We start from the raw sequence: 20,605 nt of genomic DNA, 5'->3' as shown, positions 1-20,605 counted from the left end.
AGTCCTGGTGATCGACATGCAGAATGCGTTCTTCGAGGATCCGGCCCTGGCAGTACGCCGGGATGGGCTGCCGACGCGGTGCCGGCCATCCTGTGCCGCGAGTACCGGCAGCGGATCCGCACCGTCGGAGAAATAGCCGCCGCCCTTCGGGGCGAGGTGGACGAGCGTCGCACGCCGGGTGATCTGTCATCGGAGCGGCGTTCAGCGGAGCTCTTCGCGGGCTGTTTCTTTGACAGGGGAATATCAGGAACCCGCTGTATGTTTCAGTTCCGTAAGTCAAGAACACCAGAAAAGAGAAAGTCCCCAGTGGCAACCGACTACGACGAAGTACGTTCCGACGTCAAGGAATCCCAGGAGCGCTCCCTGGAGGCGCTGCAGTCCGCGAACGCCCCGGATGCCCGCAGCGTCGTCCGCGAGCTGGACGAAACTGATGCGCTGGATGACGCGATGACCCCGGGTGGCGAGTTCGTTTCCGAGGAACTCATCGTCCAGGTCGTTCCCCAGGCCGCGGATGAATTCACGTGCTATTCGTGCTTCCTGGTCCGGCACCGGTCCCAGCTCGCACGCGAAAAAGACGGTCACTCCTACTGCATCGAGTGCGAGGGTTAGGGCTACCCTGCCATCTTGCGTGTCATGCGCCGGCACGGACTCGTGACGCGGGGGAGCGGGACCGAATCGAGACCACGAGTCTGAAACGACAAGCTGACGGTAGGCACGTATTCTCGGGGCATGAATGGGGATCCGGGGGAGCGGCGCGGTGGTAGCCGCGGGGTGTATCTGGCCATGCAGGCAGCGCACCTGTTGTTCTTTCTGGCCGGCGCCTTCGTGGTGGCAGCAGTATCAATCCGCTACGCAGAAGCGGTCGCCAGTATCGAATCTCAGGGGGGCATGTCGATGGCGACGTCAGGCGCGGACCTTATATCGCGATTGCGGCGGGCCTTGTCATGGCGGTGCTTGGCGCTTGCTCGTTTCTGCTCCTGCGCAAGGGCCATCGCGGGGCCTGCTGGCTCAGTGTTTTGGTGTGGTTTGTGCTGTGGTTCCCTGCCAGTATCAACGTCAGCGCCTATATGCCGGGATTCGCCGGGCCCATTGTCGTGACACTGGCTTGCATGGCCGGGGCGGTCTTCTCCACTGCCGCCTTTTTCTTGATGGACCCGGACCAGTCATGTCGTACCGTTCCGAGGGGAAGTTTGGCCGGCAATTTCCCTGGAGCGTCGCGGTAGTGGATGAGAGCGATTCTCGGGCGCGGAGGAGGGTCTGCTCGGGCCCCAGTTGGGCCATTTACGGTTCTACTTTACATAATGTTGATTATCGGCGTTATTGTAACGCGCTAGAAGCGGCTGCGAGAGCTCCGCCCCACGTTGAATCGCAGCCACATGTCACCGACTTTCGTCCAGCAATGATCTACCCTTCCTGGTTGTAGTACGGCCAGGGCAGAAAACGGCGCTCTCCGCGGCGGTCCGGCCCTTCGAGTGTGATTTTGCCTGTCGCGGCCCACTCCACGCCACGGGGAAACATCCGGATGAACTCGATTCGCCGGAATGTGTCGATGTCGTGGCCTATGGTGATGGTGAAGCTGCGGCCACTGCCATAATTGTTGATCCAGGCAAGGGGCTGCTGGGTGTTGATGCCGGGCAGCTTGCTCAACTCTCCGTCCGGAATATCCACCGGGTAATGCGACATCGGCCACACCGGCGCCTTTTCGTACGACTCAAGGTCATCGAAGACCGACAGCAATACTTCCGCACCGTCATACAGCTGCACGCCGGTCAGAATGTCGTCACCCGTCACCGTCCAGGTCTCACTAATGCCCTCGGTAATGGGGTGTCGGGGCTCGGCGGTTTGAAGCTGTGCCTCGCCCCAGGGCCGCGGCCGCAGACCGGTGGGCACACTAAGCTTTGCGCCCCGCATGACGTTGTACTCTTCCGGGTAGCCCCAGTCGTCCTCCTGGACCGCCGAGCCGTGGAACCACACAATGCCCTTACCGTCCTGGTGCACAAATTTCAGCAGGGCGGCATCGGTTTCCGCGCCGAAACCTACCGCCTTCTCGTGGTAACCGTCCCTGCCTTCGAACGCCACAAGGACCACGTCGTACTTGTCTATGATTTCTGCCCCCAGTCCCCGAGGGTCCTCAATGACGCGGACGTGGAACCGGCCCGTGTCCTCCAGAACTGTTGTGAGCCACTGGTTGTGCGCCCGAAAGCTGCGGAATTCATTGTCGTGCTCCCGGGTCATGTGCCCCGACAAGATGAGAGCTTTTAGCTTCTCAGCCACTGTGCTGCCTCGTTCCTCTAAGGTCGTCATAGCTTCCGGCAAAACTTTACACACTTTTGCGGAAATGAAACATAACTGATTCGCTGGGATTCCACTACGTCGTGGCGGCGGACGCAAACTCACAAAACTCACATAGACTCATCCCGTCCAAGGAAACTCACAAGACACACAAGCACTCACAGGAGCCTGCCGATGGGAAATCCGTTCCGACCCTCTGCAGGGGCCACGCCGCCGGAGATCCTCGGCCGTGCCGGCGTCCTGGACGAGTTCGAGTACGGGCTTCAACTCGGATCCGGCGCTCCCGGGCTGCTGACAATCTTCACGGGCGCCCGCGGCATCGGCAAGACCGTGATGATCGGAGCGGCCCACGACATCGCCCGCGAACACGGCTGGGCTGTCATTTCCGAGACGGCCACGGCGGGGTTTATGGGCCGCATCGGCGAATCCATGCGCCAGCTCGGCGAAGAACTTGGCTCGGGCCCGGTAGTCCGGCGCATCACCGCGGTGGCCGCCGCGGGCTTCAGCATCACCACCCAGCTTCCGCCGGATCGCCAGGTCGCGTGGCGGACACTCGGCGAGGATCTGCTCAAGCTACTGGACGAGCGGAGCAATGGACTCGTTATCACGGTGGACGAGATTCATGCCGCCGACCGCAGCGAACTGGCCCAGCTGGCCGCCAGTATCCAGCACTTTATCCAGGACCGGCTCCCCATCGGCCTGGTCTTCGCCGGCCTGCCGGCCGCAGTGTCGGATCTGCTCAACGAGGGCGTGGCAACCTTTCTCCGCCGGGCCGACAAGATCGACCTCCACGCCGCCGCCGTGCGGGAAGTGGAAGTCTCCTTCGCCAACACCTTCGCCGAAGCATCTTTCGACGTCTCCCCCGCGCTGGTCCGGCGCGCGGCAGAAGCTACGGGAGGATATCCCTTTCTCATCCAGCTGGTCGGCTACTTCCTGTGGAAGGAAGCGGAGGTCAACCAGGGAGTCCTCACGGCCGCGACCGTCGAACGGGCCATCGAAGCGGCACACCGGCGCAACGCCCGGACCGTGATTGAGGCTGCCCTCGCCACCGTCTCCCCCAAGGATCTGGACTTCCTTCACGCCATGGCTGAGGACGACGGCCCGGCCGTGGCCGGCGACATCGGGCGGCGCATCGGTGCCAGGCCCAATCTCGTCGCGAACTACCGGGCCAGGCTGCTGGCGGCAGGCCTGATCGAACCCGCCGGCCACGGAAAGGTCGACTTCGCCATCCCGGGGCTGCGCCAGCACCTCCGGGCCCAAACGGGCCCCTGACGCCTACGAGCCCACGTAGGCCGCCAGGTGCCGGCCGGTGAGCGTCGGGCGGCCGGCCACGAGGTCGGCGGGCGTGCCCTCGAAAACCAGCCTGCCGCCGTCGTGCCCTGCACCCGGTCCCAGATCGATGATCCAGTCGGCGTGTGCCATGACAGCCTGGTGGTGTTCGATCACGATCACGGACTTGCCGGATTCGACCAGCCGGTCAAGCAGGCCCAGCAGTTGTTCGACGTCGGCCAGGTGCAGCCCGGTGGTCGGTTCGTCGAGAACGTAGGTGTCCCCCTTGTCGGCCATCTGGGCGGCCAGCTTCAGCCGCTGCCGCTCGCCGCCGGAGAGCGTGGTGAGCGGCTGGCCGAGTTTGAGGTAGCCAAGGCCGACGTCGGCGAGCCGGTCCAGGACCTTGTGGGCGGCCGGCGTCTTGGCCTCACCGTCGCTGAAGAACGCCTCGGCTTCGGCCACGGACATCTCAAGGACTTCGGCGATGTTCCGCCCGCCCAGCCTGTATTCCAGCACGGACGCCTGGACCCTCCGTCCCTCGCACTCCTCGCAGGTGGACTCGACCGTGGCCATGACGCCGAGGTCGGTGTAAATGACGCCCGCGCCGTTGCAGGCAGGGCACGCGCCCTCGGAGTTGGAACTGAACAGGGCCGGTTTCACGCCGTTGACCTTCGCGAACGCCTTGCGGATCGGCTCCAGCAGCCCGGTGTAGGTGGCCGGGTTGCTCCGCCGCGAACCGCGGATCGCGCCCTGGTCGATCACCACCACGCCGTCGCGGCCATCGACCGAGCCGTGAATCAGCGAACTCTTGCCGGATCCGGCGACACCCGTGACCACGCAGAGGACCCCGAGCGGGATGTCCACGTCCACATCTTTGAGGTTGTGCGTCGATGCGCCGCGGACCTCCATCGTGCCGGTGGACGGACGTACTGAAGGCTTGAGGCTGGCCCGGTCGCCGAGATGGCGGCCGGTAATGGTGTCGCTCCCCCGCAGCCCGTCCACGGAACCTTCGAAGCAGACTGTGCCGCCGCCCGTGCCGGCGCCCGGTCCAAGATCGACGACGTGGTCGGCGATCGCGATCATCTCCGGCTTGTGCTCGACGACCAGCACCGTGTTGCCCTTGTCCCGCAGCTGCAGGAGAAGTTCGTTCATCCGCTCGATGTCGTGGGGATGCAGGCCGATCGACGGTTCGTCAAAGACGTACGTGACGTCGGTGAGCGAGGAACCGAGGTGGCGGATCATCTTGGTGCGCTGGGCCTCTCCCCCGGACAGCGTGCCGGCCGGCCGGTCGAGGGAAAGGTACCCCAGGCCGATTCCGGCGAAGGAGTCGAGGATGTGCTGCAGCCCGGTGAGCAACGGAGCGACGGACGGTTCGTTGATGTCCCGCACCCAGTCGGCGAGGTCGCTGATCTGCAAGGCGCAGGCCTCGGCGATGTTCTTGCCCCTGATCTTCGAGGACAGGGCCTCCTGGCTGAGCCGCGTTCCGCCGCATTCGGGGCACGTCGTGAACGTGATCGCGCGCTCCACGAAGGCGCGGATGTGCGGCTGCAGCGCGTCGACGTCCTTGGACAGCATCGACTTCTGGATCTTGGGGATGAGGCCCTCGTAGGTCAGGTTGATGCCTTCGACCTTGACCTTGGTCGGTTCCTTGTAGAGCAGGTCGTCCAGCTGCTTTTTCGTGAACTTGCTGATCGGCTTGTCCATGTCGAAGAAGCCGGAGCCGCTGAAGATCCGGCCATACCAGCCGTCCATGCTGTAGCCGGGGATCGTCAGGGCGCCCCCATTGAGGGACTTCGTGTCGTCATAGAGTGCCGTGAGGTCGAAGTCGCTGACCGAGCCCATGCCTTCGCAGCGCGGGCACATGCCGCCCTGGTAGACCGCGTCGCGGACCACGCTCCGCTCAACCCTGCCGCCCTTCTCGGTACTCATCACCCCGCTCGCCTTGCGGGTGGGGACGTTGAAGGCGAACGCGGTGGGCGGGCCGATGTGCGGCTGGCCGAGCCGGCTGAAGAGGATGCGGAGCATCGCGTTGGCATCGGTGGCAGTACCGACGGTGGAGCGCGGATTGGCGCCCATCCGCTCCTGGTCGACGATGATCGCCGTCGTCAGCCCCTCCAGCCGGTCCACGTCCGGCCGTGACAGCGACGGCATGAAGCCCTGGAGGAAGGCGCTGTAGGTCTCGTTGATCATGCGCTGCGATTCGGCGGCGATGGTGCCGAACACCAGCGAGCTCTTGCCTGAGCCGGAGACACCCGTGAAGACCGTCAGCCGGCGCTTAGGGATTTCAATGCTGACGTCCTTGAGATTGTTCTCACGGGCGCCTTGGACGCGGATCAGATCGTGGCTGTCGGCAAGCTGCCGCGCGGGCGACTCCGTGTCCGTTCCCGTGGCCATACTCATGGTGTCTCCCTCTGTCATTGGGCAGTACGTCTGGTCTCATCCGGCGGCACCGGGCTCAGCGGGGCTCCTGGATCCGGAGCAGGTTCCCCGCGGGATCGCGAAACGCGCAGTCGCGGACCCCGTACGCCTGGTCGGTCGGCTCCTGGACGACCTCCGCGCCGCTGGCCTGCAGCCGTTCGAACGTGCCGTCGACGTCGCTGGTTGCCAGCAGTACACGCGCGTAGGTGCCCTTGGCGATCATTTCGGCGATGGTGCGGCGTTCCTCGTCGGTAATGCCCGGATCCGCAGCCGGCGGCTCCAGCACGATCGAGGTGCCGGGCTGGCCCACCGGGCCGACGGTGATCCAGCGCATCCCGCCGTAGCCGACGTCGTTGCGGACCTCAAAACCGAGGGTGTCGCGGTAGAACGCCAGGGAGGCGTCGGGGTCGTTGTGTGGAAGAAAACTCGCGTGAATTGTGATGTCCATGGCGTTCATGCTAGCTGCGGCCCGGCGGCGGGCGCTTCTCGATTCCTGACCGGTCTTGTCACCTGTTTCACCACGCAGGACGGCATCCCGGCGGGAGCGCGCGCCGCCTCCCGCCGGTAGACGCTCGGCGGCACGCCGACCAGCTCGGTGAAGCGGGTGCTGAAGGTGCCCAGCGAGGAACAGCCGACGGCGAAACAGGCCTCGGTGACGCTGATGTCACCGCGGCGCAGCAGCGCCATTGCCCGCTCAATCCGCCGCGTCATGAGGTAGCTGTACGGAGACTCGCCGTAGGCCAGGCGGAACTCGCGGCTGAGATGCCCGGCTGACATGTGCGCGTCACGGGCAAGGGCTTCGACGTCCAGCGGCTGCGCATACTCCCTGTCCATCCGGTCTCGGACCCGGCGCAGCCGCGCAAGGTCCCGCAGACGCTGGACGTCCCTTGGCTGCGGACTGGGGGCGGGAATGCTGGTCACATGTGCGATCGTGCTACGCCGCGACGGTGTTGTCCAGCGCGGCCGGGGCCAGGGATTCTCGGGCCGGTCCATTGTCTTTGACAGCATGCTCGCTGAGAATGAACCATGACGGTCTACCTGAGGTCTCTGGAAACTGCAGTCCCGCCGACCATTCTGGTCCAGCCCGAGGCCAGGGCAGTGTTCGCCGCCCAGCCGGGCCTGACGAGGCTCGGATCCCGGCTCGTCAACACGTGCTTCGACTCCGCGGCCATCGACACCCGGCACACGGCGGTGCAGGAACTCACCACGGACAGCCGGGCACAGGACCCCCAGTTTTTCGATCCGGCCACGGGACTGCTGCTCAGCCCCAGTACCAAGGTCCGGAACGACATCTTCGCCACAGAAGCCACCAAGCTCTTCATTGAGGCTGCCCAAAACGCCCTGGACGCCTGTCAGGGAATCGATCCCCTGGACGTAACCCACCTAATCACCGTTTCCTGCACCGGGTTCTTCAATCCCGGCCCGGACTACAAGATTGTCCGCGCCCTCGGCCTGAACCCTGCCGTCCAGCGCTACCACCTGGGCTTCATGGGCTGCTACGCCGCGTTCCCGGCATTGCGGGCAGCCAAGTCCTTCTGCGAGGCCGATCCCGGCGCCGTGGTGCTGGTGGTCTGCGCCGAACTGTGCTCGCTCCACGTCCGGACCTCCAACGACCCGGACACCATCATGGGCTCGGCGCTGTTCGCCGACGGCGCCGCCGCGGCAGTCATCACGGCCCGGGACATCCCGGGCGAACCCGCCCTGCTGCAACTGGACCACTTCGAAACCGTCCTCACCCCGGTCGGGGAGGAATCCATGGCCTGGAACATCGGTGACGAAGGCTTTGAGATGGTGCTGGGCAACTATGTCCCGCACATCATCGACGACCACATCATCGGTGCCCTCGACCCCCTCCTGTCCCGCGACAGTTCGCTGCACGGCCTCCCGTACCGGGACATCCGGCACTGGGCGATCCATCCCGGCGGACGGAGCATCCTGGACAAGGTCCAGAGCAGGCTGGAACTCAGCGACGAACAGCTCATCCCGGCCCGCGAAACTCTCCGCAACTTCGGCAACATGAGCAGCGCCACCGTCCTGTTCGTCATCAGGCACATCCTCGACCTGCCGGCCGCCCCCGGGGGACCTGACGGCGCGGACGCTGCTGTCCGACCAGGAGAGGAACGGATCTGCTCCATGGCCTTCGGGCCGGGCCTGACGGTGGAGACGGCGTTGTTCACCCGGCTGGCAGCCCCGCGGCCTGCCGGGGCGGCAGCCGCGACGCCCGGCGCGCTTGCCGGCAAGCCGGCAGAGCAACCCGTCGCGGCACAGGCCTGAGCGCGGGCGTGTTGCGGGCGGCTCTGTTGCGGGCAACACTACTACGGCAGCGGGCGGCCGACGCCGTCGAGGAGATGGACCTGCCCGGCTGTGATCCGGGCCGCCTGGAGCGCACCTACGCGCAGTTCGCGCTCATCAACCGGGCGCTCGCCGGCTGGCACGGCCTCTACCGGGAACACGTGCGGCCGCGGTTGAGCGCGGACCTTCGCACCGAACTGCTGGACATCGGGTGCGGCGGAGGCGACGTTCCGGTGCTGCTGGCGCGCTGGGCCGCCCGGGACGGTCTGCTCCTGGACGTCACGGCGATCGACCCGGACCCCCGGGCGAGCCTTTTCGCCCGGAGCCGGCACGCCGGTTCCGGCGTCACCTTCCGTCAGGCGACGGCGGCGGACCTGGTCGGCGAAGGCCGGCGGTACGACCTCGTGGTGTCCAACCACGTGCTGCATCACCTTGACGGGCTTCCGGCGTTTCTCGCCGAGTCGGCCACGTTGTCCCGGGGCAGGGTGATCCACAACGACCTGCGCCGCAGCCCCGCCGCCTATGCGCTCTTCTTCGCCGTGTCCTGGGTGTTCACGGGCTCCTACATCCGGCAGGACGGGCTGACCTCAATCCGGCGCAGCTACACCGCCACGGAGCTGGCCGCCGCCGCTCCCCCGGGCTGGACGGTGGCCCGCCGGGCACCGTTCCGGAACGTGCTGCGCCTGGACGCTGCCGCCGGCCGGCCGCGGGGACCCGCTGACCGTGGCTGACGTGCTGATCATCGGCGCGGGCCCGGTGGGTCTGTTCACGGCCGCGCTCCTGCTGCAGGAGGGGCTGGAGGTGCAGGTGCTCGAACAGCGACGTGGGCCGGAACCTCATTCACGTGCCATCGGCATCCATCCGCCGTCGCTCGCCGCCCTGGCCCGGGCCGGCGCTGCGGACGCCCTCGTGGCCGAGGGCGTCCGGATCCGCCGCGGAGTCGCCGTGGCCCGGGGAAAGACGCTCGCCACCATGTCCTTCGACGGTGTGTCGGAGCGCTTTCCGTTCGTGCTGTCCCTGCCCCAGGCCCGCACCGAGGTGCTGCTGGAACAGCGCGTCAATGAGCTCGACGGCGGCGCCCTGCACCGCGGCGTGCGCGTCACCGGGCTCTGCGGCGACGACGCCCGGGTTTCCGTGGAGGCGGCCGGTCCGCACGGACCGGCCCGGTATTCGGCGCCGCTGGTCATCGCTGCCGACGGGGTGCGGTCCGGGGTGCGCGGTCTGCAGGGCGTTGGCGTCCGCGGCAAGGACTACCCGGACAGATACCTCATGGGTGACTTTGCGGACGGAACGGGGTTTGGTCCTGACGCTGCCCTGTTCCTGGCAGGCGCAGGCATCGTGGAATCGTTCCCCCTGCCGGGACGGCTGCGCCGCTGGGTGGTCCGGCTGGGTCCCGGCGATCCTGCAGCCCGTGACGTGCAAGCCGGCGGCCGCAGTCCCGACCCCCGCTGGTTGGCCCACTGCGTGCGCGAGCGGACGGGGCACGAGGTGGATGAGGGAAGCAACAGCATGCTCAGCAGCTTCGGCGTCCGCACCCGCCTGGCGCGCCGGATGGTGTCCGGCCGGACAGTGCTGATCGGGGATGCCGCCCATGAGGTCAGCCCCATCGGCGGACAAGGCATGAACCTGGGCTGGCTGGATGCCGCCGCCCTGGCCCCGCTTGTGACGGCGGCGCGGGACGGGCAGGACATAGCGCGCCGGCTGCGGGATTTTGAGCTGGCCCGGCTGCGGGCCGCGGCCAAGGCCGCCCGACAGGCGGAAATCAACATGGCCCTGGGCCGGCCCCTCCCGGACCGGCTCCTGGCGGCGCGCAACTGTGCCATCGGGGGCGTGGCGGCCGTCCCTGCGCTGAACTCCTTGATTGCGCGCCGCTTCACCATGCACTGACGCATCCTGCACGGGCAGGCGGATCACGAGCTGTCGCAGGAATAGACTGTGCGCATGGACGGCGTCCCCGCACTGCGCCGGCACCGAACCCTGTGGCGGGTTGCGGTTGCCGTGTGGGTGGTTGGCGTGACGGGAGCCTGCAGCTCCGGTACGGGCAGCGGGAAAGCCGGCACTGCACCGGCGACTCCCGCAGCGGCGAAGGCGGCGACAGCCGCCGGGCCCGTGACCGCGGAAATCAGCCAGTTCCGCGACAACTACAGCAAGCAGATCATCGAGATACAGCTCACCAACACCACCGGCGGAATCCTGACGGTCCTCGGTGCCGAGCTGAACAGCCCGCTCTTCTCCGGCCCGATCACCTGGCCGGCCCAGCCCGGCGGGATCCAGCTTCCGCCCGGGCAGACGAAGAGCCTGCCTGCGCCGCTCCCTGCACCGGACTGCGCCACCCCCGCGGCAGCCTCCGCCCCGGTCTCACCGTCGGACCAAAGTGGCGCTCCGGCTGCATCGGCACACGTGTCGCTGCGGCTGTCGACGCCTGCCGGCACCGTGCCCGGACCACAATCGCCAACGCCGGCGCCGACGGTCGCTGCAGCCGCAGCCGCTGACCCGTTCGGCGTCCTGGCGCGGAACAACGCCGAGCTGTGCCTGCGCAAGGAGGCCGCCGCCGTCGCCACCATCATGCTCGATCCGAACCTCGAGGCGTCCCCGGACGGGCGCACCGCCGTCGTCCGCCTGCTGATCACGCCGACCAGTGCCGGGACGGACACCGCCGGCGGAGCGGCTCCCGGCGAACTGGTGATACAGCGCATTGATGAAACCACGCTGCTGGCGCAGTCACCGGCCGCGCCGTGGCCCCGGATGCTGACGCTCCGGCCCGGCGGACCGGCGGTGGGACTCCCGCTCAGCATCCGGCCCGCCCGTTGCGATCCGCACTCCGTGGCCGAGGACAAGGTGGGCACGCTCTTGCCCCTGCGGGTCAGCGTGGCAGGCCGTGAGGGTGTTCTGAAGATCGACGCCGGCGACAAACTTCGGGCTCGTATCTACGATTTTGTTACAACCGCCTGCGGCCGCCAGTAGTCTGAGGGCATGTCCTTTGATGCGAGGCCCACAGACTACAGCGCCGCCCGGATTTCCGAGACCGTCCAGCAAATTCTGGGCGCGGGCATCCTTCCGCACATTGTCCAGGCGGGCCACCCGGTGCTGCGGCACGTGGCCGCACCCTATGACGGCCAGTTGACCGACACCGAGCTCGGCCACCTTATCGACCTCATGCGCAGCGTCATGCACAAAGCCCCGGGCGTCGGGCTGGCGGCACCGCAGCTGGGGATTCCGCTGCAGATCGCCGTGCTGGAAGACCAGTTCCCCGTCGACCCCGACGTGGCGTCCGTTCGCGGCCGCGAGCCGCTGCCGTTCTTCGCTATGCTGAACCCGCGCTACCAGCCGGTAGGCACCACGGCCGTGGCCTTCTACGAAGGCTGCCTGTCCGTGGGAGGCCTGCAGGCCGCGGTGCTGCGGCCGGAGACCGTGCAGCTCGACTTCACGGCACCGGACGGAACGCAGTTGCAGCGGACCTTCACCGGATGGCAGGCACGCATCGTCCAGCATGAGGCCGACCACGTGCACGGCATCCTTTACCTCGACCGGGCCGAGCTGCGCTCCCTCAGCAGCAACGCGGAGTATTCGGCCCGCTGGGCCCAGCCCGACATCACCCGGGCCCGGCAGGAACTGGGATTCCTGCCGGGCCCGGTGGACGGCTCTTAGGCCTGCTGCTGGGACTGCGGCGCCGGATTCCCGGCTGAGGGCAGGTAACGCGCCCACCACCGGAGGATCTCGTCGAACCGCTGCCTGCGGTGATGCGGGGTGCCGGAGCGCGAGAGTTCGTGGTTCTCCCCCGGGAAGACCAGGAACCCGGTCTCGACCCCGGACTGTTTGAGGGCGGTGAAGTACCGCTGGCCCTGCTCCACGGGGCACCGGAGGTCATCCTCGCTGTGGATCACCAGCGAGGGCGTCCGGACCTGGTCCACGCGGGCCATGGGACTCTGGGCCGCCATCTGCTCCGCCGACCGGCCCGTGTATTCGCCACCGAAGAACCAGCCGATATCCGAGGACCCGATGAAGCTGACCGGATCCAGGAAACCGCGTTCAACGATGGCGGCCCGGAACCGGTGGTCATGGCTGATGGTCCAGGCGGTGAGGTAGCCGCCGTAGGAACCGCCCATGATGCCGACGTTCCCGGCGTCCAGGTCCTCGAATTTCTCCACGGCCCCGTCCAGGAATGCCAGGACGTCCTGCATGTCCACGCTGCCCATCCGCTCCTTGATCGACCGTCCGTGCGCCTGGCCGTAGCCGGCCGAACCCCGCGGATTACACATGAGCACGGCGTAGCCGGCCCCGGCGTAGACCTGGGCTTCGTCGAACAATGCCACGCTGAACTGGGCAAACGGGCCGCCGTGGATGTTCAGCAGGACCGGGTGCGGCCCGGGACCCTCCGGCTTCACAAGCCAGCCATGGACCGGGTAGCCGTCGGAAGACGGCAGCGTCAGCTCCTGCGGCTCGATGATCCCGGCCAGGCGGCGCAGCGGTTCGGAGAAGTCAGTCAGACGCCTGGGCTGTCCGGCGTCCACGACAGCGACATCACCGGCGGTCGAGGGGTCGCTGAAACTGACCACGAGCGCGCCGCCGCCGGCGGCGGCGCCGGTCACCACGCGGTTGCCGTCCAGGAGCACGGTGTGGCTGCCGTCCGCGCCGAACTCGTGAAGCTCCACCGTTCCGCGCGCATTGTTGAGCACCAGGGCGGCCGCGGCGCCGCGCAGCTGGATCCGGCTGCTGGCAGAGAGGTCCATGGTCTCGGCGTCGCTGAGCGCCGTCGCGGTCCCGCCGGCGGCCGGCATGGCAAACAGGGCGGTGTTCCGGGCCACGAAGTCCTTGCCTGACGGCCCCAGCTGCTGGGCAAGGAAGAACAGCCACTGCCCGTCGGCGGACTGGCGCACGGCCGTGACGCTTTGCCGACCGGCATTCGCCGGCGTGACGGGCTGCGGATCTCCGCCGGCGGCCGGGACCGCATAGATCCCGCTGACGAGGTCGGCGTCGCGGCCTTCGTGCAGGGCAGCGGTGAAATAGATGGTGCCGCCGTCACCGCTGAAGCTGGCGCCGTCGTGGTCGGCCGGCCCGCTGGTGAGCTGTGTGGCGGCCGGGAGCATGGCGGCGGCGGTGCCTTTGGGATCGGCGGCAGCGCCGAGGGCTTTCGCGGCGCGCCCGGCGGGGGCGACCTTCGGCTCGGCGTCCAGTGCGGGGACCTCGAGGACGAACAGCTGCAGGGGCTTGTCGGCGGTGTAGCCCAGTCCGTTCATCCGGTACTGGAAATCGGTGATCAGGCGGGCGTCCTCGCTGCCGGCACCGACGCCGTCGATGCTGCCGTAGCGGCCCTCCGCCGGGGTCCGGGACGTGAAGACGATGCGCGCCGAATCCGGCGACCAGGCAAAGGAGCCGACCCCCAGCGGCGCTGCCGTGAGCGGCTGCGGTTCGCCGCCGTCGGCCTCCACGACGTGGAGCTGGGGCTTTCCGCCGGCGGCCGACCGCAGGAAGGCCAGTGTGCGGCCGTCCGGCGAAAACTCCGGCGCCGTATCGCGGAAACCGCGGGTGAGGCGGCGCGGCCGCTGGTCCGGCCCGTGCGGGTCAAGGGGAATGCTCCACAACTGGCCCACGTAGGAGTCGGCGTCGAAGTCCGGTCGGGTCACGGACACGACGGCGCGGGTGCCGTCCGGGTGCACGGCGGGGACGGAAACGGAATTGAGCAGCGGGAGATGTTCGGATTTCACGTGTGCGAGCCTAGCCCGTGCCGCCCCGGCTGTGAAATACCTCACGCGGTCACGGTGCGCCGCGGCGGGCGGGCGGCTCCGGGTCTCCAGAGCGCCTCTGGATCCGCGTCTAGGATGAAGGTATGCCTCCCGTTCCCGCCTTTCCCCTGCTGTGCCCGGTGTGCCGGGGCAACCTCCGGTACGGCGACGGCGGCACAAGGAACCTCGTGTGCGGCACGGGCCACAGCTTCGATGCGGCCAAGCAGGGCTACTTCAACTTCCTGGTGGGCAAAGGGACAGTGTTCGAGGCGGATTCAGCAGACATGGTCGCCGCGCGCTTCGATTTCCTGTCCGCCGGGCACTACCGCCCCCTCGCCGAAGCTGTGGCCGGCCTGGCCGCGCCGGCTCTGACCCCGGCCGCCCGGCCAGCGGTGCTCGACGCCGGCACAGGTACTGGCCATTACCTCCGGACCCTGCTGGATTGGGCTGCCCGGGACCGGGCAGCCCGGAACCCCGGCCCAGAACAATCCGTTTCCCGGGACCGTGCGCCGGTGGCGGCGCTCGGCCTGGACATCTCCAAGTTCGCCCTGCGCCGGGCCGCCAGGATGAACCCGGAGGCCCTGAACGTCGTCGGGGATGTCTGGCAGCCGCTGCCGGTGCCGGACAGCGCGGTGGACGTCGTCACGGTGGTCTTCGCGCCCCGCAACGCAACAGAGTTCGCCAGGGTCCTGCGCACCGGTGGCCGCCTGGTGGTGGTCACGCCACGGCCCGGGCACCTCGCGGAGATCGCCCGCCGGGCCGGCATGCTCGGGATCGAGCCCGCGAAGGACGAGCGGCTCGCGGCCTCCTTGCAGCAACACTTCACGCCGGTCGCGGCAAGCGACCTGGACGTGGAGCTGTCACTGAGCCCGCGCGACGTCGCCAACCTTGCCCTCATGGGGCCGGCCGGGCACCACCTGGACCTCGCCGCGCTGGCCGCTCTCGAAGCGGGGCTGCCGCCGCGGACGCCCGTCTCCGCGCGCTTCAGGATCAGCGCCTTCACACCGATCCACTGAGTCGTCAGCCCGCGCCGGACTGCATTCCCGACCGCCGCGGGCCGCGCAAACCGCCCCGGCGCGTAACGACTTGGCCACGTTGTCCACCAATTCCCGGCGCCCGGTACCACTCCCCGCCCATCCGCTTAGGATGGAAAGACAGTTACTGGGGAGCTGCGCCGTCGGCTCCCGGAACTCAAGGGGGAAACGATGTCCGAATGGCTGGCCGAGAACTGGTGGGCGCTGTGGCTCACCCTGTTCCTGCTGTTTGCCGTGGTCGAGATGCTCACGCTGGACCTGTTCTTCATCATGCTCGGCGGCGGCGCCCTCGCCGGACTCATCGCCGACTTCGCCGGCGCGGATCTGTGGCTGCAGATCATCGCCTTCTGCGTCGTGTCGCTGCTCATGATCGGCTTCGTCCGCCCCGTGGCCCTCAAACACCTGCACAAGGGCCCGGCGGACCAGCGCACCAACATCGAACGGCTCATCGGTGAATCCGCCCTGGTCATGGAGGCAGTGAGCGAAAGCGGCGGCCTCGTCAAGATTGGCGGGGACGTCTGGAGCGCCCGGTCCGAATCGGGGGTGCTCGCGCCCGGCCAGCAGGCTGTGGTCAGCGCCATCGAGGGCGCCACGGCGATCGTGGCCGCGCAGCCGGAATCGGCCATCCAGTAAGCCGTAGGATTTCCTGCCCGTGCAGGCCGGCAGGCCGCACCGCCGCGAAGCTGCCAGAACGAGACCACAATCAAACAACTGGGGAATAGGTGATGTATGGATATCGCAATCGCAATTGTGCTGCTGGTACTGATTGCGTTCGTAATTATTGTGCTGGTCCGGTCTGTCCGGATCATCCCGCAGGCCCGGGCCGGCGTCGTTGAACGTCTGGGCAAATACCAACGCACCCTGAACCCCGGCCTCACCCTGCTCATTCCCTTCGTGGACAGGCTTCTGCCGCTGCTGGACCTGCGCGAGCAGGTGGTGTCGTTCCCGCCGCAGCCGGTCATCACCGAGGACAACCTGGTGGTCTCCATTGACACGGTGGTCTATTTCCAGGTCACCGATGCCCGCGCCGCCACCTACGAGATCGCAAACTACATCCAGGCCGTGGAGCAGCTCACCACCACGACGCTCCGCAACGTCGTCGGCGGACTCAACCTCGAAGAAGCGCTGACCTCGCGCGACCAGATCAACGGCCAGCTCCGCGGCGTCCTCGACGAAGCGACGGGACGGTGGGGCATCCGCGTGTCCCGGGTGGAGCTTAAGGCGATCGACCCGCCCCACTCGATCCAGGATTCCATGGAGAAGCAGATGCGCGCCGAGCGGGACCGCCGTGCGGCCATTCTGACCGCCGAGGGCACCAAGCAGTCCGCCATCCTGACCGCCGAAGGCCAGCGCCAGTCCTCCATCCTGAAGGCCGAGGGTGACGCGAAGGCCGCCATTCTGAGGGCCGACGGCGAGGCGCAAGCCATCCAAAAGGTCTTCGACGCGATCCACAAGGGCAACCCGGATCCGAAGCTGCTGGCGTACCAGTACCTCCAGACCCTGCCGAAGATCGCCGAAGGGACCTCCAACAAGCTGTGGATCATTCCCAGCGAGGTCGGCGAGGCCCTCAAGGGAATCGGCGGTGTCCTCGGGGCCGGCACGCACGCGGAAGCGGCACCGTCGCCGGCGCCGGGCGCTGCGCCGCGGCCAAACCCGGATGGCGCTGACCGCCTAGGAGGCGCGGTTTAGGAGGACTGGCCCGGGAGGTCGATCCGACCGGGGGCACTCTGACACGAAAACACCCCTTGCAGGTTCGTTTTCTCCGGCCCGGCGCCGCAAAGCCGCCCCGGACGGCTCAACTCTGGCGCCGGGGCGGTCCGGGAACCCACGGTACCGGTTACGCAGTCCGGGCAGCCCGGCTACTCGCTTTACCGCATATGTACCACTGCCGTATACTTGAATATTTGTCCGGCCGGTTCGGCCGTCCGGAACAAAAACACTTCGCACAGCGTTGATTCCAGTGACGTTCCAAGCAGTTTTTGACCACTGGTGACTGTCACGCGGCCTGCCTGAACGGGCAGTTCCGGGCAGCGCGGTGCAACCAGAAGTCCGGCGCCTGACGGTCCCCGGATAACGCAGGGCTAGACCCTGCGAACCGAATAGAGGGAGAGAAGATGAGCGATCGCAGCCTGCGGGGTATGCGCCTTGGCGCACAGAGCATGGAGACCGAATCCGGCGTCGAACCGGCTCCGCGCCAGCGGGTTGAATACCGTTGCGAGGACGGCGAGCAGGTGTTCGTGACGTTCTCCTCGGAAGCAGAAATCCCCCCGGTCTGGGTTTCGAAGACTGGCAAAGAGGCCTTGCTGGTGGACGGAGAACGCCCCGTCAACAGCAACGAGAAGGCAGTGCGCACGCACTGGGACATGCTGCTGGAGCGTCGCACTCTTCCCGAGCTTGAGCAGATCCTCGAGGACCGCCTGACGATTCTGCGCGAACGCCGGGGCGAACGGCGTTCGGCCTAGCCGTCCGACGCACCCCCTGCACAAAGGCCGGGCCCGCATCATCCACGGATGCGGGCCCGGCCTTTTCTGTGCCGGCGCCACACGCCGCGCACAGGAGCTGGACGGAGCGAGGGACCCCACCAGATGGTGGAGTCCCTCGCTTCTGCCGTCATTCGGCTGAGCCGTCCGGGCCCCGGATGACCGTGCCCTAGGCGTCCTGCTTGCCGCGCAGCTTGTTCCAGCGCGCGGTCAGGCCCCACTTGGTGACGTTGATCATGGCTTCAACCACGATGTTGCCGCTCATCTTCGATGCGCCAAGCTCACGCTCCACGAACGTGATGGGACGCTCCACGATCGTCAGGCCGAGCTTGGCCACCCGCCAGGCCAGGTCCACCTGGAAGCCGTAGCCGACCGAGTCCACGGCATCGAGGTTCAGCTTTTCCAGGGTGGTCCGGCGGAACGCGCGGAACCCGCCGGTGACGTCCTTGATCTTCACGCCGAGCATGATCCGGGCGTAGGTGCTGCCGACCCGGCTGATCGCCTGCCGGTACAGGGGCCAGTTGACCACGCGGCCGCCGGGAACCCAGCGCGACCCCATGGCCAGATCCGCGCCCTGCTCCACGGCCTCGATCAGCTGCGGCAGCTGCTCGGGCTGGTGCGAGCCGTCGGCGTCCATCTCCACAAGGATGTCGTAACCGGCCTCCAGGCCCCACTTGAAGCCGGCGATGTATGCTGCACCGAGACCGGCCTTGCCGGCGCGGTGCAGGACGTGGACCTGGCTGTCTTCGGCCGCCATGCGGTCCGCCAGCTGCCCGGTGCCGTCAGGGCTGTTGTCGTCGACAACAAGCACGTCCGACGCCGGCACGGCTGTGCGCAGGCGGCCGAGGGTCTTGGGCAACGATTCCAGCTCGTTATAGGTGGGGATGATGGTGAGGACACGCACAGCGAGGCCTTTCCTTGAAGGGAGCGGTCGGCGCGCCGGCAGAGAATCATCATCGATGTCCGGCGCAACTCCCCATTATAGGCAGTCGCACGCGATTGAAAGGCCTCATGACCTCCCCCGGGCAGGTCCACCCGCTTCGGGCCAGTTCCGGCAGACCGCGAATTGCGGCACCGGAACAGTTTTCTGCTGCGAAGTAGACCCGCCCCCTCGGGGTGCCCGCGGCCACGACCAAGCAAGCTCCCGCGGGTGCGGCAACCTGGAATGAACCGGGGACTCCCGGAGCGCCCACCGTAAGCAACACTCCGTTGACCCTCAATGCTACGGGGGCACCCTGATCTGTCAACCGACCCGTGACCTGCCGTTTTGTTCATCGCCGCAGTTCAAGGCAGGGTTCCGGGCAGCAAGGTTTTCGGCCCGGAGGGCGGGGCGACGACGGCGGGATCAGGCGCCGAGCGCACCGTTTGTGTACAGTTCCCGGCCGTCCCGCACGGTCTGGAGGCAGACCGGATCGGTGCCGGTGTCCAGGGCGGGCAGCAGCGGTGTGCGGGCCCGCGGGTCTGTGCTCCAGGACTGCACCCGGCCGTCGGCCACCTGGACCATGAGCTCTTCGACTTCCCAGACCGCGAAGGTGGCCGGCGCGCCGGGGACGAGCTGGCCGGCTATGGGGTTCCGGTAGCGGGCTGCCCGCCAGCCGGCCCGGGTGTGGCCGAGGAAGGCGGCGCGGGCGGAGATCTGCTCGGCCGGACTGGTGTGCTCCAGACAGGCACGCACGCTCGACCACGGCCGCAGCGGCGTGACCGGGCTGTCGCTGCCGAAGCAGATCGGCACCCCGGCGGCGTAGAAGCTGGCGAACGGGTTCATGCCCTGGCGGCGGTCGCCGAGGCGCTGCTGGTACAGGCTGCTGCCGCCGCCCCACAGGGCGTCGAAGACGGGCTGGGCGCTGACGGTGACGGAATAGCGTGCCAGCCGGCTGATCGCGTCGGGGTCTGCCAGTTCCACGTGCTCGAAGCGGTGCCCGGCTGCCCGGACGCGCTGTTCCCCTACCTCGGCCGCGGCGAGGTCGAGCGCGTCAAGGGCGGCGTCCAGGCCGGCGTCTCCGATCACATGGAAGCCGGCCTGGATCCCCAGGAGCGAGCACGCCGCAAGGTGGGCGGCCGCGTCGGCGACTGAGATGTACAGGCTGCCGCGCTCCCCCGGCGCGTCGGTGTAGTCGGCGCGGAGGGACGCGGTGCGTGAACCGATGGATCCGTCCAGGGTGAGGTCGCCGGCCAGGCCCAGCACCGGGACGCCGAGTCCGTCCAGGAGGGACCGGGCATGCTCCGTGGAGGTGGCGAGTTCACCCCAGTACGGCAGGACCTCCGGGACTTTGGCGCCGTCCGTTCCGGTGTCGTTCCAGGCCGCCGCGAGCTGCAGGTCCTCGACGCTGCCGATGTGCGGCGCCGCCATTTCGGCGAGGGCAACGTAGCCGTTGGCGGCCGCTTCGGCGAGGGCCCGCTGCTGGTAGCCGCGCAGGATGTCGGCCGGCAGCCGGCGGGCCGCGAGCCGGGCGGCGGTGTGCGCGCTGCGTTTGACCTGGCTGCCCGTGCCGTAGCCGTCCAGGCCTTTCAATCCCGCTTTTGCCGCCAAGGAGCCCGAGACCAGGGCCGAGTGGGCATCCACCCGGGACAGGTAGACGGGGCGGCCGCCGGCTGCGCGATCGATTTCGTCCCGCGTCGGGAGGGTGGGATCCGCCCAGGCGGTCTCGTCCCAGCCGTGCCCCAGCACGGTTCCTCCCGCACCGGATGCCGGTCCGCTGGAAGCAGCGACGGCGTCGAGTAGTTCAGCGGCCGAGCGCACGCCCGCCAGCTGCAGCGAATCCAGGGCGATCCCGGTTTCGGTCAGGTGGACGTGCGAATCGACGAAGCCGGGGGCCAGCAGCGCGCCCTGCAGGTCGATCACCGTCATGGACGCGTCAGCGATGGAGGTGGCGGCCTGCTCGGACCCGACCCAGGCGACCGTGTCGCCGTCGACCAGCATGGCGGTGGCAAACGGATCGGCGGCAGTGTAGACGGAACCGTTGCGGTACAGCGTGACGTTACGGGGTGCGGCAGGTGAAGCGGTCATGGGGCGGGAACTCCTTGTAACGGGTGGCCGGCCCGGGGCCGGCAGTTTGGGAAGGCCCGAAGACGGGCCAGGGTGCGGCGGGCCGTGGCA

The 20,605-nt window shown here is 67.9% G+C and carries 18 protein-coding genes; 11 read left to right on the top strand and 7 right to left on the bottom strand.

Translation table 11 applies throughout. The annotated features are described in order from the left end of the window. Positions 1-306 precede the first annotated feature (306 nt). Positions 307-609, top strand: coding sequence for a DUF4193 domain-containing protein (locus CFN17_RS17255; RefSeq protein ID WP_208748938.1), 303 nt, complete (start codon positions 307-309; stop codon positions 607-609). Between the two features lie 795 nt (positions 610-1,404). Here CFN17_RS17255 and CFN17_RS17250 read toward each other — a convergent pair. Beyond that, positions 1,405-2,274: a ThuA domain-containing protein gene (locus tag CFN17_RS17250; protein ID WP_208748937.1), complete on the bottom strand. Its 870-nt coding sequence runs from the start codon at positions 2,272-2,274 to the stop codon at positions 1,405-1,407. A gap of 192 nt (positions 2,275-2,466) precedes the next feature. Between CFN17_RS17250 and CFN17_RS17245 the strand changes: the two genes are divergently transcribed. Further along, complete coding sequence (locus tag CFN17_RS17245) at positions 2,467-3,564, top strand: ATP-binding protein (protein ID WP_208748936.1); 1,098 nt, start codon at positions 2,467-2,469, stop codon at positions 3,562-3,564. Between the two features lie 3 nt (positions 3,565-3,567). Here CFN17_RS17245 and CFN17_RS17240 read toward each other — a convergent pair whose 3' ends face one another. From CFN17_RS17240 to CFN17_RS17230, 3 genes are read right to left on the bottom strand one after another with little or no spacing between them, the layout of a single operon-like run. Beyond that, the gene (locus tag CFN17_RS17240; protein WP_208748935.1) at positions 3,568-5,961 is read right to left on the bottom strand and encodes an excinuclease ABC subunit UvrA; all 2,394 of its coding nucleotides are present in this window, start codon (positions 5,959-5,961) and stop codon (positions 3,568-3,570) included. Positions 5,962-6,016: 55 nt separating this feature from the next. After that, complete coding sequence (locus tag CFN17_RS17235) at positions 6,017-6,427, bottom strand: VOC family protein (RefSeq protein WP_208748934.1); 411 nt, start codon at positions 6,425-6,427, stop codon at positions 6,017-6,019. A 5-nt stretch (positions 6,428-6,432) separates the two neighbouring features. Beyond that, on the bottom strand, positions 6,433-6,900 hold the full coding sequence (locus CFN17_RS17230; protein ID WP_261792253.1) for a helix-turn-helix transcriptional regulator: 468 nt from the start codon (positions 6,898-6,900) through the stop codon (positions 6,433-6,435). Between the two features lie 105 nt (positions 6,901-7,005). On the opposite strand from CFN17_RS17230, the gene CFN17_RS17225 reads away from it, so the two are divergent. From CFN17_RS17225 to CFN17_RS17205, 5 genes are read left to right on the top strand one after another with little or no spacing between them, the layout of a single operon-like run. Next, positions 7,006-8,253 (top strand): type III polyketide synthase, encoded by a 1,248-nt coding sequence (locus CFN17_RS17225; RefSeq protein WP_208748933.1) that lies wholly within the window; start codon positions 7,006-7,008, stop codon positions 8,251-8,253. A gap of 26 nt (positions 8,254-8,279) precedes the next feature. Next, entirely contained in the window at positions 8,280-9,002 is a 723-nt protein-coding gene (locus CFN17_RS17220) for a class I SAM-dependent methyltransferase (protein ID WP_261792252.1), read from the top strand. After that, positions 8,995-10,158, top strand: a complete 1,164-nt coding sequence (locus tag CFN17_RS17215; RefSeq protein WP_208748932.1) for an NAD(P)/FAD-dependent oxidoreductase — start codon at positions 8,995-8,997, stop codon at positions 10,156-10,158. Before CFN17_RS17220 ends, CFN17_RS17215 begins: the two co-directional genes overlap by 8 nt. A 54-nt stretch (positions 10,159-10,212) precedes the next feature. Beyond that, positions 10,213-11,235 carry a hypothetical protein gene (locus CFN17_RS17210; RefSeq protein WP_261792251.1) on the top strand — a complete coding sequence of 341 codons (1,023 nt, stop codon included), beginning with the start codon at positions 10,213-10,215 and terminating at the stop codon, positions 11,233-11,235. A 9-nt stretch (positions 11,236-11,244) separates the two neighbouring features. Next, positions 11,245-11,919, top strand: a complete 675-nt coding sequence (locus CFN17_RS17205) for a peptide deformylase (RefSeq protein ID WP_208748931.1) — start codon at positions 11,245-11,247, stop codon at positions 11,917-11,919. Here CFN17_RS17205 and CFN17_RS17200 read toward each other — a convergent pair. After that, on the bottom strand, positions 11,916-13,976 hold the full coding sequence (locus tag CFN17_RS17200) for a S9 family peptidase (RefSeq protein ID WP_208748930.1): 2,061 nt from the start codon (positions 13,974-13,976) through the stop codon (positions 11,916-11,918). The genes CFN17_RS17205 and CFN17_RS17200 overlap by 4 nt on opposite strands. Before the next feature lie 122 nt (positions 13,977-14,098). On the opposite strand from CFN17_RS17200, the gene CFN17_RS17195 reads away from it, so the two are divergent. From CFN17_RS17195 to CFN17_RS17180, 4 genes are all read left to right on the top strand, one after another. After that, positions 14,099-15,010 (top strand): putative RNA methyltransferase, encoded by a 912-nt coding sequence (locus tag CFN17_RS17195; protein ID WP_208748929.1) that lies wholly within the window; start codon positions 14,099-14,101, stop codon positions 15,008-15,010. 189 nt (positions 15,011-15,199) lie between these two features. Next, entirely contained in the window at positions 15,200-15,661 is a 462-nt protein-coding gene (locus CFN17_RS17190) for an NfeD family protein (RefSeq protein WP_208748928.1), read from the top strand. Between the two features lie 96 nt (positions 15,662-15,757). Further along, the gene (locus tag CFN17_RS17185; RefSeq protein WP_208748927.1) at positions 15,758-16,717 is read left to right on the top strand and encodes an SPFH domain-containing protein; all 960 of its coding nucleotides are present in this window, start codon (positions 15,758-15,760) and stop codon (positions 16,715-16,717) included. Between the two features lie 425 nt (positions 16,718-17,142). Continuing rightward, positions 17,143-17,490, top strand: a complete 348-nt coding sequence (locus CFN17_RS17180; protein ID WP_208748926.1) for an RNA polymerase-binding protein RbpA — start codon at positions 17,143-17,145, stop codon at positions 17,488-17,490. 187 nt (positions 17,491-17,677) lie between these two features. On the opposite strand, the gene CFN17_RS17175 is transcribed toward CFN17_RS17180, so the two are convergent. After that, positions 17,678-18,412 carry a polyprenol monophosphomannose synthase gene (locus CFN17_RS17175; protein WP_208748925.1) on the bottom strand — a complete coding sequence of 245 codons (735 nt, stop codon included), beginning with the start codon at positions 18,410-18,412 and terminating at the stop codon, positions 17,678-17,680. A 441-nt stretch (positions 18,413-18,853) separates the two neighbouring features. Then, complete coding sequence (locus CFN17_RS17170; protein ID WP_208748924.1) at positions 18,854-20,515, bottom strand: amidohydrolase; 1,662 nt, start codon at positions 20,513-20,515, stop codon at positions 18,854-18,856. Between the last annotated feature and the right edge of the window lie 90 nt (positions 20,516-20,605).

Origin of the sequence: Arthrobacter sp. PM3 (assembly GCF_003352915.1) — a bacterium.
GTDB lineage: Bacteria > Actinomycetota > Actinomycetes > Actinomycetales > Micrococcaceae > Arthrobacter.
This window is presented reverse-complemented; position numbering and strand designations above follow the sequence as displayed.